The following is a 14,719-nucleotide window of genomic DNA, read 5'->3' as shown; positions in this document are numbered from 1 at the left end:
ATCTCTGTACTTAATTGACAGTCTGAGATTTAGCCTTAAACATGAAATTCATGCGCACACACGCTATTCTAATTCTTTGCATCTTGTTTGGCAGTATTTTGAGTTCTTGTAGCCTAAGTGCTGAACAGGAAAAGCAGGACACAGAATCAAAAAACTATGCAGGGCCTATTATTGATATGCATTTGCATGCTTTTAAGAATCCCAGCCCTTTATTTGGCCAGGATATGCCTCCCAATCCTCTAACCGGAAAGTCTTATAAAGCCTCTGCTTCTCTCGAAGCACATAAAGAAGAATGCTTTGCTATCTTTGAAAAGCACAAGATTGTCAAAGCCTTTGTTTCACAGTATGCTGAAGATTGGAAAGAAGCTGCTCCCGATTTGATTTTGAGTGGAAAAGGGCAAAGTTTTCCCATTGAGGAACTTAGAGAAATACACGCTAAGGGCCAATTGGATATTATCGGAGAGGTAGCTCCCAATTATCAAGGGCTCCTACCAACGGATGAAGGAATAAGGCCCTATTTTGACCTGGCAGAAGAACTGCAAATTCCCATTGCTTACCATATGTATCCAGGAGGGCCTCCGGGAGGAGCCTATTTTGCCTATCCCAAGACAAGAGCTAATCAGGTAAAACCTCTGGCTCTGGAAGAAATATTACTGAAACGGCCCAGCATGAAAATCTACATTATGCATTCGGGCTGGCCCTATCTGGAGGATATGAAGGCCTTGATGTATGCACATCTCCAGGTTTATGTAGATCTAGGGGTAATAAGTTGGGCTTTACCAAAAGCTGAATTTCACCACTTCTTGAAAGGATTGGTTCAGGCTGGTTTTGGTAAAAGAATCATGTTTGGTTCAGACCAAATGGAATGGCCAGGCACAATCGAAGAAGCCATAGAAGCCGTTAATTCTGCTGACTTCCTGAGTTTAGAACAAAAGGAGGATATCTTTTATAATAATGCAGCTAGCTTCCTGGAACTTTCAGCTGAAGAAATTGCCCAACATAAGGCCCTTTAGGAAAGGCCGTTAGGATACAAAAGGCTTTATTCAAGCCTTCTCATAAAAATTTCCGATTGATGGATAGCCAGAAAAAAATGAAGACTTGGCCGAATAAAAGGATGTCTTGATAGAGTATTTGGCAGATGGGAATGAAAGCCAGCTTACCTTAGATGACCTCATGCATCTAAATGGGATTTCGACCGATCTTTAGATAAAGATTCTGCCACAAAATCCATCCATCATGAATATCACGAAACTACTTTTGGCATGTTTCCTCTTCTCAGCTTGCACAAACTCAGAACAATCTAGCTATCAGCCATTAGCTAGCTGTTATATGCTAGAGCGGGGAAAGACAAACCCTGAAATTCTTGGTTTGTGGAAATCCATCGGCAATGGGTATCTCCTGGAAGCAAGAGAAGATAGTCTCCTCCTTTACAGCTATACGCAATCTTTCTGCTATAAAGAAAAAAACGATTACCTGGAAGGCCTGCTCAACTCCCAAAGCAGTTTCAGGTTGCTCCATGACACCCTACAACTTTACCTGACGGATTATGGGGAAGGAACTGAAAACCTACAGACGAAAAAAGATTTCATTCGGATAGAGTCCCTTCCTAGTCCCTGCCTTACTTTTTCTGAAATGGTCCAATTAACACCCAAGGACCAGTTTGCCTTGTACCGAGAGACTATGGAAGAAAATTACGCCTTTCAGCAAAGAAGAGAGCTGGATTGGGACAAACTCTTTTCAAGCTATTCTGACAGTCTGAAGGCTGATGATAGCAAGCTCTTTCAATACATGGGTGCGATTGCAACAGCTTGCAAAGATCAACACACCAAAATCATAAATACAGAAGGTCAAAGCCTTCAGTATCGTGTAACGCCTTCCGCATTAATCGTACAAGAGACATTCGAAGAACAAAATGAAATAAAGGAGTTGAATCAATACTTCAATCATTTCTTCAGCAATAATTACCGACTCATAGCCGATTCTATTTTGCTGGGGAAAGGGAAGAAGGTTTTGAATGGCAAATTGGAATGGGGAAAAACGCAGGATAATATTGGCTACCTACACATTCATTCTTTTGCAGGATTTTTGGGAAGGGAATTTAGCCGAATGCAGCAAATAGACTCCATCCGAAAACACATGAAGATCATCATTGATTCTCTTCAGGATACCAGAGCAATGATCATCGATATCAGTTTCAATTTCGGAGGCTATGATGCCTCTGCCTTGACAATTGCTTCATTTTTTACAGAGGAAATACACAAAGCTTATGATTCTCAGGTCTTTTATGATGGAAGCTATCATACAGAAGATCAAGTCCGAATTTATCCTTCAAAAACGGCCCGCTATACAAAAGATGTGTATCTCCTAAGCACGGACATCAGCAGAAGTGCAGCAGAAGGCTTTGCCATGATGATGGATGCCCTTCCCAATGTACAAATAGTCGGTACCCCCAGTCTGGGCATTCTTTCGGGTATGCTGGGGAAATCTATCCATGATTATTATGTTACGATTTCCAATCAAAAGCTCCTAAATCCTGCAGGTGAATACTTTGAAGCCAATGGAGTGGCCGTTGATATTCCGATGGAGGTATTTAAGAAAGAAAACGTATTCCGAGGACATCTCGAAGCTATAAAAGCAATTGGTCAAATGAGTAAGGAAAATGAGTAGAGCGGAGACTATGCATCTTTATTTCGGCCGATTTCGTCTACCTAACATTCACACACAATTAGCTTATCTATGAAGCCTATCCACTTCCTATTTATTTTTTTATCCTCTTTCGCTTGCCAGGAAGTTCAGCAAAAAGTTAGTATGACCCCATTGGAGGAGGCAGCACATTCTTTAAAAAACTATGATTCTCTCGCTATTGCAGAGGTAATGGTTCTGGGGACTTTTCATTTTGGGCGAGAGGTTTTAGGTGAAGAGGAGCAGGCAAGTATCAAAGCTTTGGTAGAACAATTAACGGCATATCCTGCAACTAAAATAGTCCTTGAATGGGAACCCCATCGCATGGAAGAAGTAAACAAGGCCTATCAACTCTATCTCAAAGATTCCTTAGATCTATCAGATAAAAACAATGAGGTCTATCAATTGGGCTTTCGTCTTGCCCGAGAAATGGGACACGATAGTCTCTACCTTTTTGACGATCAAACCGAGCATATAGGATCACTGGAAGAATTTAGCACAGAGGACGATCCTTTTTCTTTTGACTTATTTTTACAATATGCAGAAGAGCAGGATGCGGGTTTCTACGATAAATTTATGGAGCCATTACAAAGCAATTTTAGTAGCAATCAGAAATTCCTCAAAGACCAAAGTCCGAAAGATCATATCGCAATCCTGAATTCCCCGGAAAAACAAAAGATCAATGCCCAGCGTATGCATATGCTCGAATTGCGTGTAGGTATCCAAAAGAATTGGGTGGGTCCGGACTGGTTGGGAAGATGGTATAGGCGAAATCTGCGAATGCTCGCCAATACATTAAAGCTTGCGAAAACAGGAGATCGACTGCTCATCATTGTTGGAGACAATCACAAATGGGCCCTGGATCAAATGTATGAGGCCACGCCTGATTTCAACTTAGTGTCCAGTTGGAAATACTTGAAGTAAGTGCTACCTCTGCATTTCAATTCTCTCTACAAGGAATAATATGAATACCCGAGTCTGACTAAGTTTGGATGGTTAAATCAATGATCTGCAAATATTCTTAAGAGAAATTTCCTGAAAAAATGCTATAAAGGTGAAAGGCTGGAAACTGGCATTCCAGTAGTAAACTATATAACCTGGGCAGACACTAGGCCCTGCTGGAAAATGGATAGAAATTGAGTTAATATCGCATAAAGGAAAAATCAGGGATTTGTGTTATAGCTTTTTATGATTAAAGCGGATTTTTGTAAAAATCAACAATATGGCCAAGCCACTCATCAAACAGAAGACTATAGCAAATGTCCATGAATCCTTGAATTTGGGCAAGCCTCCACATCCCCTTATAACGGTCATAGACACCTCAAAACTGGTCCATAGAGAAGAAGATATTGGAACGAGCTTTAGCTCAGATCTGTATTGCATTGCGCTGAAGGATTCAAATTGCGGCCTGGATTATGGCAGAACTCATTTGGACTTCACTGAAGGCGCGCTCCTCTTTTCCGCTCCTAAACAAGTCTTTACGGTCACCAAAACCCAGGAATTAGGGGAAGTAAATGGCTGGTTGCTCTATTTTCATCCGGACCTGATTCGAAACACCAGCCTTGCCGGAAAAATGGATAGCTATAACTTTTTTAATTATGAAATCCATGAAGCCCTGCATTTGTCTGACAAGGAAGAAGAAATTCTTATCAATTGCATAGACATGATCCGAAACGAGATCAATGAGCGGATAGATCACCACAGCCAACAGGTTTTGGTATCAAATATCGAGTTGATGCTCAACTATTCTGTCCGCTTCTACGAAAGGCAATTCCTGACCCGAGCCGCACAAAACCATGATGTGGTTGCCAAAGTAGAAAGTCTTCTACAACAATATTATCATGAGGATAAACTGACAGAGATCGGACAACCCAGCATCCAATACCTGGCCGATCAATGCAATTTATCGCCATCCTACCTGAGTGATCTGCTCGCCAAAGAAACCGGAAGATCAGCCAAAAATCACATCAATGATTTTCTTCTCGATAAAGCCAAAGATCTTCTATTGAGTTCTGAGGATTCGGTTAGTGGAATCGCCTATATTTTAGGATTCAACTATCCCCATTATTTCGGCAGGCTATTCAAGAAAAAAATGGGGATGACTCCCCTTGAATACCGACAGGCAAACAACTAGAAATTCTTGAAATAACATACTTTTCTCTATTTCCCGCGATTTGTGTTATAGCTTCCCTGATTTGTGCTATCCTGCCCACTTCAAAAGCTTGAGCTTTGAATTATAGCAATCAAATAAAAAATAATTCAAAGACATGAGTAAGAAAATTTTAATAACAGGGGCCAGCGGAGCTTTCGGTTCTCTAACATGTAAAAGTCTTCAGAGCAAAGGCTACCAGCTAGTAGGTACTATGCGTTCCACAAGTGGAAAAAATGCAGATATCTCTGCAGAATTGAGGGCAGCAGGAATCCAGCTGGTGGAAATGGATGTTACAGATGATGCCAGTGTAAATGCCGGTATTGCCAAGGCCCTGGAATTGCTGGGAGGCCTGGATATCGTTTTCAATAATGCGGGCATAGGTTCCAATGGCATTCAGGAACTTTTCAGCGTCGAAGACATGAAGCGTGTATACGAAGTAAATGTATTCGGTGTCCAAAGATTGATGCGAGCAGTCCTGCCTCATTTCCGCAAACAAGGAAAAGGAACGATATTGCATACTTCCAGTTGCATAGGTAGAGTTACCGTCCCCTTCCTTGCGATGTATTCTTCTTCCAAATACGCCCTTGAATCTATGGTGGAAGGCTATCGAGCAGAACTCTCCCCATTCGGTATTGAAAATTGCATCATTGAGCCCGGAGGTTTCCCTACTACCTTCATGGGTGCTATGATAGAACCCAGTGATCCGGAACGAGCCAAAGGCTATGGCGAAATGGTACATGCCCCAACTGCCTCCATCAAAGCCTTTCATCAATATATGGAAAGCAGTCCTATGCAAAGACCTCAGCGAGTGGCAGATGCAGTAGTCGATTTGCTGGAACTTCCCTTTGGAAAAAAACCCTTTAGAACAGTCGTGGATTTCATGGCTCTAAGGGAACCCATTGAAGCTTATAATGAAAGCCTGGATAAAACCACACGAGCCATCTATCAGGGAAATGGAATCGAAAACATGCTGAGTTTAAATAAAGCCTAGTTCCTGATTACTACAAAAGCGATCAACGATCAGAATTATAAACAAGGGGGAAAGTCGAATTAACTCAGGCTTTCCCCCTTAGTCTAATAAGAACAGATGAACAAGATCTGATACAGCTGAGATAAAGCTTTTAATGAGAGTCGGAATCAATCTCCTTGAATAAAAATCTTAGGAGTGTTCGAGCAGATTGCTTCATGATTTTCGTAAGGGCTGGCTTTTCTTAAGTATATTTATTGATAGTATCATCTCTTTGCTAATTGGAATTAGGTTTCAGCTTGCATAATTTTCAGTTGTGAAAATCCATAGAAAATCATTCTTTAAAAATCCTGAAAAAGACTTCACATATCTTAAGAACTGGGGTAAGCAGTTGGAGGAAATAAATGGCTATACCTATCATTCTCTTAAGCTTATAAGCTCTTTAGGTGAAACACATATCTGGACCCACAATCTTGAACGACAAGATCTACCGACTTTGATCCTCTTTCCCGGAGCTCGTACCACTGTCCTTTTCTGGGACCTGGACAACAAACTCAAAACTTTACGCGATGCTTTCCGCCTCATTCTTGTTGAAACCAATGGATTACCCAATTTTAGTAAGGGCAATAGTCCCAATATTAAAAGCCTCGATTATGGAAAATGGGGAAAAGAGATTCTGGATCAATTGGAATTAGACAAGGTCTTTCTGGCAGGCGCTTCTTTTGGGGGAGAAGTCGCCATGAAAATAGGCATAGTAGCACCAGAAAGGATACAATCCATTTTTTTGTTCAATTCAGCAGGATTGAGTCCATTTTCATTAGGCTGGACTAACCTTTACTACAACCTCCTGCCAGTTTTCAAAACCAGCCGAAAAAACGTCCAACTTTTCCTGGAGAAACTGGTCTTTCAAGCTCCAGAGCATGTATTGAGTGAAAAAGCTATGAAGCTGGTCATTGACTATGAGGTCTTTGCCATCAAACAATACAAAGACAAAACGCAAAAGCCTTATTTTATGGGAAAAGAGCTTCAGGAAGTAAAGCCGGATACCTATGTATTTGAAGGAGATGCGGATTTACTTTTCCCCTATAATAATTCGCTCAAAAATGCCCGTAAATATTTGCCCAATCTCAAAGGAACAGAAGTTTTTACAGGTGTAGGGCATGGCATAGAAACCTATGGTCCGGCCATCCAAAAAATGGAGGAAATCATAAGAACTTATGCATAGGCAAAATGGCCACTTCCTCAAAATTTAACAGCTAGCACATGAATCCTATTAAGTCTCTTCGAAAAAAACAGGGAATGACTCAACAAATGCTCTCCGATAAGAGCGGGCTTTCTCTGAGAACCATCCAAAGACTTGAAAAAGAAGATCGTGCTCCCAAGGGGCATAGCTTAGGTGCTTTAGCTGAAAGTTTTGAATTAGATAGGCTCCAATTAAAAGCATTCTATTCAGAAAAGGATCAGAAAAAGGATTCTCCTAAACAAATCATCAGCCTGATCAATCTTTCTGGCTTATGCTTCTTCATTTTACCTCTTAGCAATATTCTGGTCCCCTTATTCATCTGGAAAAGAAATAAAGACATAGCAGAAGTCGATCAGGCAGGACGCAAGATTCTGAATTATCAGATCATCTGGACCCTTTGCCTATTTCTGTCCCTTTCATTAGCTCCATTCATAAATCTTGGGCTCAGTCTCTCCACTCCCCTTATCCTTATCTTTCTTTTCCTGGGAATTGCCTTCAATCTTTTCTTCATTTTCAAAACTGCTTTGCACATACAAAAAGAAGAATATGATTTCCTGAATCTGCCGCTAAGACTCATCTAGGCAAATTGTCGTAAAAATGGCGGCATGAAAATAAGGCATATATGAATGAAGCTTGTTTCCTTGCAGGCCATCCTTCATTTTCTCATCCTTTATTATTCCTCTTATGTGGAAGAAGATCCTTATAGGCTTGTTGATTCTCATTACGCTGCTTTCGATCCTTACAGGTATCGGCATCCAGTATTTCAATTCGATGTGGTTCCATGAAAAACCTAATTATGTCAAATGGGATAAAGACAGTATTTCTTTTGATTTTCATTTTGCCGCTGGAAAATATGGGGATTTAGTGGAAGCCCATGACCTTATAAAGGTGCCCGTTCGCCTGAAGGGGATTTCACAAAGGTTTTACCTCCAATGGGATACAGGTTCTCCCCATTCTTTGCTCTATCGTCGCCCCCTCAACTCCCTCAAGAAACAAGGATTCGAATGGCAGGAAGCAAAAGGCTTCTTGCTCGATTTTAATATCTTAATTGGCAATGGGATTCTTTCAGCTGATAGTTTTCCTGTTTTTGAGAATTATGGGAGGAATTTTGAGCCCGATGATAGCTTAAGCCCAATAAAACTAGGCACCTTGGGAGCAGATATCATGGATCAAAAGGTCAGCATCATCGATTTCAAAAATGGACAGATAGATATTTACCTGAATCGGCCGGAAGAAATGGATGCGAGTCTTCCATTTGAGGATTTTAATTTTGCTGGAAGAAGAATGATGCTACCAGCTATTCTGGATGGGAAAAAGCATGATTTATTCTATGACTCTGGAAGCAGTGCCTTTGGCCTTATTACCAGCAAAGGAAGATTTGAAGATTATTCCCGGGATGAAAGTCCTCTCATCCGCTACGAAACCAATTCCTGGGGAAATAGTATTCCCATTTGTCATAAAGAGACTTCACTGCAAATGGAAATAGGAGGAACAAAACTAGCCTTAGGAAGGGTCAGTTATATAGATATGTATACGCCTGTGCAAGGGGTATTAGCCCCTTTTTCAGATATAGGAGGATGGTTGGGGAATAAAGCCTTTCTGGATAGTAAACTCATTTTGGATTGCCAAAAAGAAGAATTCCTCGTCCTTCCATTTTAGTATTCTATAAATGAGGGTTTTATGAAAATGTTGAAGTTTCAATGGAGTTGTATTTCCCTTATTTTCAGGAAAAAGGGAAGTCAAAAATCGTAGGGCCCAGCTGATTGGAATGAACTCTCTTTTCAAAAATCCGCTTTTATTAGAAATAGCTATTTTACAGGCTGCTATTTTGATGCAAACTAGCCCATACTTGAACTTGCCCCTCAAATTCGTATTTTTAGTTCTTATAAAAAGTCAGACATGCCTGGTATCCTTCCCATTTTTGACGGATAAATCTGAATATGAGCACTACTCACTACTACCTCAAAGCTCAATGCATCGCATTGATCATCCTATATTATATTCCCAATTCTATCCTTTTCGCCCAATCTGATCCTATTCAGAAACCAAATGTTATCCTGATTTTGGTAGACGATATGTCCCTGATGGACTTAGGAAGCTATGGAGGAGAAGCCTCCACGCCCCACCTCGATCAATTAGCTCATTCTGGAATCCGTTTTTTTAATCACCACACTTCCCCCTCTTGTGCCCCTTCTCGTGCTATGCTGTTGACAGGCATGGATAGTCATAAAACGGGAGTACCAAATCTTCCCCTCTTCCTTCCTCCTGAGCAAATAAATGAAGTCGGATATGAGGGAATTCTAAACGATACGGTTAAAACCCTGGGTACTTTATTGAAGGCAGAAGGCTACAATACCTATGTAAGTGGAAAATGGCATATGGGACATTCCCCAAATACGCTCCCGACAAAAAGAGGATTCGATAGAAGCTATATTCTGGATGCATCAGGAGCAGATAATTACGAACACAAAGCCTATTTACCTACTCAATCCAAACCTCCCTGGTACCAGGATGGAAAAGAGATAGACCTGCCAGAGGATTTTTATTCCTCCCGAACTCTGGTAGACAAATTAATTTCCTTTATCGACGAAGAAGAAGATAAAGCATCTCCTTTCTTTTCCTATCTCGCTTTCCAGGCCATTCATATTCCTGTACAGGCTCCCAAAGAATTTATAGCGAATTATGATGGAGTATATGATAAGGGCTGGGATGTGATCAGGCAAGAAAGATATGAGAAAGCTATAGAATTGGGCATCATCGATTCAAGCGTACAATTGGGAGAAATGTTACCCTTTTTAAATAGTTGGGAAAGTCAGACAGAAGAAGAAAAGCAACTCAAAGCCAAGGCCATGGCCGTAAATGCTGCCATGATCGAGGCCATGGACTTTCATATTGGGCGCTTAATGGACTATCTGGAAGAGCAGGGAAAGTTAAATAATACCGTTTTTCTTGTGAGTTCGGACAATGGGCCAGAAGGAAGCGATCCTTCTTTGGTTGCTGGCATGGATTTATGGCTTCAATGGGCGGGTTATGATAGAGAATATGACAATCTTGGACAGAGAGGTTCCTGGAATTTCATTGGTCCGGAATTCGCCAGTGCAGCTGCTTCCCCAAGTGCTTATTTCAAATTCTATGCAGGAGAAGGAGGCCTTCGGGTGCCCTTGATTGTCTCTGGAGCAGGCCTGGCTTTTCGCAAAACAAAATCCGCCTTCAGTTTTGTTACAGATGTTGTTCCCACAATTCTGGATATCGTCGGAGCTTCTTATCCCCAAAACTATTTCGATGGAAAAAGTCTCTATCCCCTTATCCAGAATACGCAGGAAAGGATTCATGAAGAAGATGAATATGTGGCGGTAGAAGTTGCGGGAAATGCTGCATTATTTAAAGGGAATATGAAAATTGTGAGGAATGGGCCTATTTACGGAGATAACAAATGGTATATGTATGATATTTCTTCAGATCCTGGTGAGACACAGGACCTTTCCCAAAAAATGCCGGAGCTTTTTGAGGAAATGATGGAATACTACCGAGAATACTGTGAAGAATATGGCGTATTGGAAATGCCGGAAGGCTATAGCCAAACAGGTGAAATCAAAAGAAAATTTATAGATAATGTTAAGCAGAAAAGTATGCCCTGGATCATAGGTATTCTTATCCTGCTGGGAGTTATTGTGTTCTATAAATTGGGGAGAAAAATAGAAGCATGATTCCCGATCTGCTTTGCAACCAAATTCTGATTTAAAGCGTCCATGTATAAAGCTGCTTTTAGCAGACTTTTACCTGGACCTAATCTTATCGTCATGCACACGCACAAAACTAAGCCCTTAGGGCTACTATTGATTTCTCCTATTTTTCTTTTTCTTCTTTCCTGTTCAGGCAGTCAGGATCAAAAAGTTGACAGCTTCCTCGGATTTGATGTTTCTGTAGAAAGTCTGGATAAATTCCTTACAGATAAAATGGAGGAATATGATATGCCAGGCCTGACAGTAGCCTTTATCAATGAAGGGAAAGTGGTTCACAATAATGTCTTTGGATATGCTAATAGGGAAAAAGGCATTCCGGTAACAGAAAAAACCATATTCGAAGCAGCCTCCTTATCTAAATCTGTTTTCGCCCATTTCGTTATGACCTATGTGGAAGCCGGCAAACTCGATCTGGATAGGCCGCTTTATGAATATATGCCCTATCCGGATATCGCGCATGATGAGCGCTACAAAAAGATCACGGCTCGCATGGTTCTTAGCCATCGCTCCGGTTTCCCCAATTGGCGTACGGATTACGAAAAGGGAGAGCTTTTTATTCAATTTGATCCCGGTACAGATTATTCCTATTCAGGTGAAGGCTATCAATACCTCGCCAAGGTCCTCAAACATATAGACCAAACAGATTGGGAAGGGCTGGAAGCCAACTTCCAGCGCCTGATTGCTCAACCGATGGGGCTGGAGCATACGGTATTTATACAGGATGAATTCGCAAAAACTCATAAAGCTGAGCCTTATGATGAGGATGGCCAATGGATCAGTCCGGAGCAAGATGTCGATAGCCTCACTCGCTATCAATTTGTAGCTCCCGCTTCCATCCACTCAGAATCTCTGGACTTCTCTAAATGGATGATCTCCCTTATGAATAAAGAAATCCTGACCGAAGCCTCCTATGAAGAACTCTTTAAGAACCATTCTGATGTAGGGGATTTCGATGGAATTGAGGTAAAATATACCCTTGGATTTTTTAAGCCCATTCTGCCTATTGGCAATTTCTATTCACATGGTGGCAATAATTATGGTTTCAATGCCTTCTTTGTCATGGATGTAGAAAAGGATTGGGGAATTGTTCTATTTACCAATTCAGAGTATGGAGAAAAGCTGGGCGCTGATCTTTTTTTACATATGTTAACTGGGCCCATTGATGGGAAAATCTATGCAATACTCGCTTTATTCGCTATATTGCTACTTACAGGACTGGTATTTTTTGTCCGCTTTATTGTCCGAAAAATCAGCAGTAGACAAGCAGCCTAGTATTCCAGTCTTCATTTTCGCGCTTGCTCACAATTCTTTGATCGATTCAAAGCTTTCTGAATCTACTAAACCGAGCGATCCATGCGAGACAATATTCTGGAACAAATCAACAATCCCCATGAGCTGGAACGGCTTTACAGAGGGAATAAATCCACATTCAAGCGAGAGTTCAATGCACTTTATCCCGAAATAGGAGGCAATGAAACCGCTCGAGTATGGTATGAGCGATTGAATTATGAGGATGAGGAGATTTCCTGGGGTACACGAAATGAACTTAGCTTTGTTGTTTTTGCAGCCCTTCTTGCAGGCCTGGTTGCCAAGATTCCGACTTTAGCAGGAATTTCAGAGGAAAATTTCTTTAGCAGAAACATCTCCTTTATTGTCTTTCCATTTCTGGCAGCCTATTTCAGTTGGAAGCAAAAGCTGGATGTACGAAAAATTCTTCCCATAGGAGGAGCCTTTTTCGTCGCCCTCTTGTACATAAATCTACTTCCCAATGAAAATGAGAGCCATACTTTTATTCTGGCTGCTATCCACTTGCCCCTTTTCCTGTGGGCGATTCTGGGCTTTTCATTTCTGGGAGATGGACTAAAGGATTATCAAAAACGCCTGGACTACCTCCGATATAATGGAGATCTGATTGTCATGACTACCTTGATTCTTATTTCGGGAATGATCCTGACGGGAATAAGTGTAGGTCTTTTCAACCTTATTAATGTCAATATTGAAAAGGTTTTTGGAGAATATATCGTCGTTTGGGGGCTGGCCGCTGCCCCCATTGTTGCGACCTACCTCGTTCAAACCAATCCTCAATTGGTCAATAAGGTTTCCCCGGTAATCGCCAAGGTATTTACGCCCTTGGTTCTGATTACGCTAGTGATATATCTCATAGCAATTATTTACTCAGGCCAGGATCCTTATACGGATAGAGACTTCCTCATCGTCTTCAATATCATGCTCATCGGAGTTATGGCGATTATCCTGTTCTCTATCATTGAAACAGAAGAAGACGTAGAAAGCCCTTTTCCCCATATCATGTTGACAGCTCTTTCCGGTGTTACTATTATCGTAAATGGGATTGCGCTTTCAGCCATTTTATTTAGAATCGCTGAATGGGGAATTACCCCTAACCGAATGGCTGTTTTGGGAGGAAACCTGCTTATGCTGAGCAATCTTTGCATAGTTGCTTATTATCTATTCAAAGGCTTAAAAGAAAAAGAAGGTCTGGAAGCTGTCAAGAAATCCATCACCTCATTTTTGCCCTATTATAGCATCTGGACCATCGTAGTTACCTTTTTGTTTCCACTCTTATTTGGATTTAAGTAAAGATTAATCTCCAACAAAACTGCCATTGCGAATACACTATCAGCACCGCTTTCATTGAGAGCCTGTAATACAGGCGAATCAATCTCCTTAAAACCAAATAATCTTTTGTAGCCAAAGGGATTGTTTCGCCGGAGGTTCCAACTCACAATGACAGCATTAGTAGCTGTTTATCTCTAGATTTGTGCAGTACTTAAGCTAAGCTGATATGAATCCTCAAGCCGCCCTTCTGATCATCGATATGCAAAAAGGTTCTTTTGTCCCTGAAACTCCTCCCTTTGATACGGAAGGGACGGTAATAAGAATCAATGAGCTGGCCGCTCATTTTCGTCAATTAGGTGGGCCAGTTATCCATATTCAGCATGACGGTACAGGGAGTGGAGAATTTGAAAAGGGGAATTGGGATTGGGAAATCCTGGATGAGATTCAGATTAAGGGTACTGATCTTCGGATAGACAAAACCGCCAATGACGTCTTTTATCACTCAAGTCTCCGCCAGCAACTAGAAAATAAGGGAATCAATACTTTATACATCACGGGTTGTGCGACCGATTTTTGCGTAGCATCCAGCATACAATCTGCCCTGATCAAAGACTATCATATCACCGTAGTTTCGGATGGGCATACTACAGGGCAAAGGCCTAATCTCAGTGCAAAACAAGTTATTGATCATTACAATTGGGTCTGGCAAAACATGCTCCCAACTCAAGGATCAATTGAAGTTAAAAGTAGTGCCGAAATTCTCGCTTCGCTTTCCCCTCTGAAACAAAATGGAAATTCGGATAAGAAAATATAAGGATACGGATATTCCCCTTTTTTATGAAGCCGTAAAAGAGTCCCTTGCTGAACTCTCAGTTTGGTTTCCCTGGGCTCACGAACATTATTCCCGCCAGGATACTGAGAAATGGATAAAAGAAATGATTCCGAACATCTGGAAGGAGCAAAAAGGCTGTGAATTTATCATCCTGAATCCGGAAGAAGATCAGGTTTTGGGCGGATGCGCTTTGGAGCAATTAGATCTGAAAAATAAAGTAGCCAATATCGCTTATTGGGTTAGGACTTCAGCCACTGGTTTTGGTATTGCTACTCAAGCCAGCTTTTTTCTGCTTGAGTATGGTTTTGAAGAAGTCGGATTGGAACAGATACGCATCATACCCTCTGCGGAGAATCCTGCTAGCAAAAAAGTTGCCCAAAAACTTCCCTATGAGCATATGTACCTGGTCCCGAATGGATTTCAAATCCGCGACCAAATTTCGGATGCGGAAGTCTATAGCGTCATAAAGGAATCCTATAGGAAAACTAGGTCTTGAATTGCATTCTTGCTCAAATTAATGCAA

The 14,719-nt window shown here is 41.2% G+C and carries 13 protein-coding genes; all 13 read left to right on the top strand.

Going from position 1 to position 14,719, the window contains the following annotated elements:
* Positions 1-50 precede the first annotated feature (50 nt).
* The 13 genes from R8P61_08705 to R8P61_08645 all read left to right on the top strand — a co-directional run bounded on the left by R8P61_08705 (position 51) and on the right by R8P61_08645 (position 14,692).
* A complete protein-coding gene (locus R8P61_08705) occupies positions 51-1,013 on the top strand; it encodes an amidohydrolase family protein (GenBank protein MDW3647129.1) in 963 nt (320 codons plus the stop codon).
* Between the two features lie 223 nt (positions 1,014-1,236).
* Positions 1,237-2,667 carry a S41 family peptidase gene (locus R8P61_08700; GenBank protein ID MDW3647128.1) on the top strand — a complete coding sequence of 477 codons (1,431 nt, stop codon included), beginning with the start codon at positions 1,237-1,239 and terminating at the stop codon, positions 2,665-2,667.
* A 69-nt stretch (positions 2,668-2,736) separates the two neighbouring features.
* Complete coding sequence (locus R8P61_08695; protein ID MDW3647127.1) at positions 2,737-3,606, top strand: DUF5694 domain-containing protein; 870 nt, start codon at positions 2,737-2,739, stop codon at positions 3,604-3,606.
* Positions 3,607-3,904: 298 nt separating this feature from the next.
* A complete protein-coding gene (locus R8P61_08690; protein MDW3647126.1) occupies positions 3,905-4,816 on the top strand; it encodes an AraC family transcriptional regulator in 912 nt (303 codons plus the stop codon).
* 133 nt (positions 4,817-4,949) lie between these two features.
* Positions 4,950-5,825, top strand: coding sequence for an SDR family oxidoreductase (locus R8P61_08685; protein ID MDW3647125.1), 876 nt, complete (start codon positions 4,950-4,952; stop codon positions 5,823-5,825).
* Positions 5,826-6,117: 292 nt separating this feature from the next.
* Positions 6,118-7,026: an alpha/beta hydrolase gene (locus tag R8P61_08680; GenBank protein MDW3647124.1), complete on the top strand. Its 909-nt coding sequence runs from the start codon at positions 6,118-6,120 to the stop codon at positions 7,024-7,026.
* A 38-nt stretch (positions 7,027-7,064) separates the two neighbouring features.
* The gene (locus tag R8P61_08675; GenBank protein ID MDW3647123.1) at positions 7,065-7,625 is read left to right on the top strand and encodes a DUF4870 domain-containing protein; all 561 of its coding nucleotides are present in this window, start codon (positions 7,065-7,067) and stop codon (positions 7,623-7,625) included.
* Between the two features lie 103 nt (positions 7,626-7,728).
* Positions 7,729-8,703 carry a hypothetical protein gene (locus R8P61_08670; GenBank protein MDW3647122.1) on the top strand — a complete coding sequence of 325 codons (975 nt, stop codon included), beginning with the start codon at positions 7,729-7,731 and terminating at the stop codon, positions 8,701-8,703.
* Between the two features lie 281 nt (positions 8,704-8,984).
* Entirely contained in the window at positions 8,985-10,751 is a 1,767-nt protein-coding gene (locus R8P61_08665; protein ID MDW3647121.1) for an arylsulfatase, read from the top strand.
* Between the two features lie 93 nt (positions 10,752-10,844).
* On the top strand, positions 10,845-12,059 hold the full coding sequence (locus R8P61_08660) for a serine hydrolase domain-containing protein (protein MDW3647120.1): 1,215 nt from the start codon (positions 10,845-10,847) through the stop codon (positions 12,057-12,059).
* Between the two features lie 81 nt (positions 12,060-12,140).
* Positions 12,141-13,385 carry a hypothetical protein gene (locus R8P61_08655; protein ID MDW3647119.1) on the top strand — a complete coding sequence of 415 codons (1,245 nt, stop codon included), beginning with the start codon at positions 12,141-12,143 and terminating at the stop codon, positions 13,383-13,385.
* Between the two features lie 205 nt (positions 13,386-13,590).
* Complete coding sequence (locus tag R8P61_08650; protein MDW3647118.1) at positions 13,591-14,178, top strand: cysteine hydrolase family protein; 588 nt, start codon at positions 13,591-13,593, stop codon at positions 14,176-14,178.
* Positions 14,153-14,692, top strand: coding sequence for a GNAT family N-acetyltransferase (locus tag R8P61_08645; protein MDW3647117.1), 540 nt, complete (start codon positions 14,153-14,155; stop codon positions 14,690-14,692). Before R8P61_08650 ends, R8P61_08645 begins: the two co-directional genes overlap by 26 nt.
* Positions 14,693-14,719: the final 27 nt, after the last annotated feature.

Source organism: Bacteroidia bacterium (genome assembly GCA_033391075.1).
Classification (GTDB): domain Bacteria; phylum Bacteroidota; class Bacteroidia; order J057; family J057; genus JAWPMV01.
The sequence above is the reverse complement of the archived record's forward strand: the minus strand, read 5'-3'. Positions and strand labels throughout refer to the sequence as shown.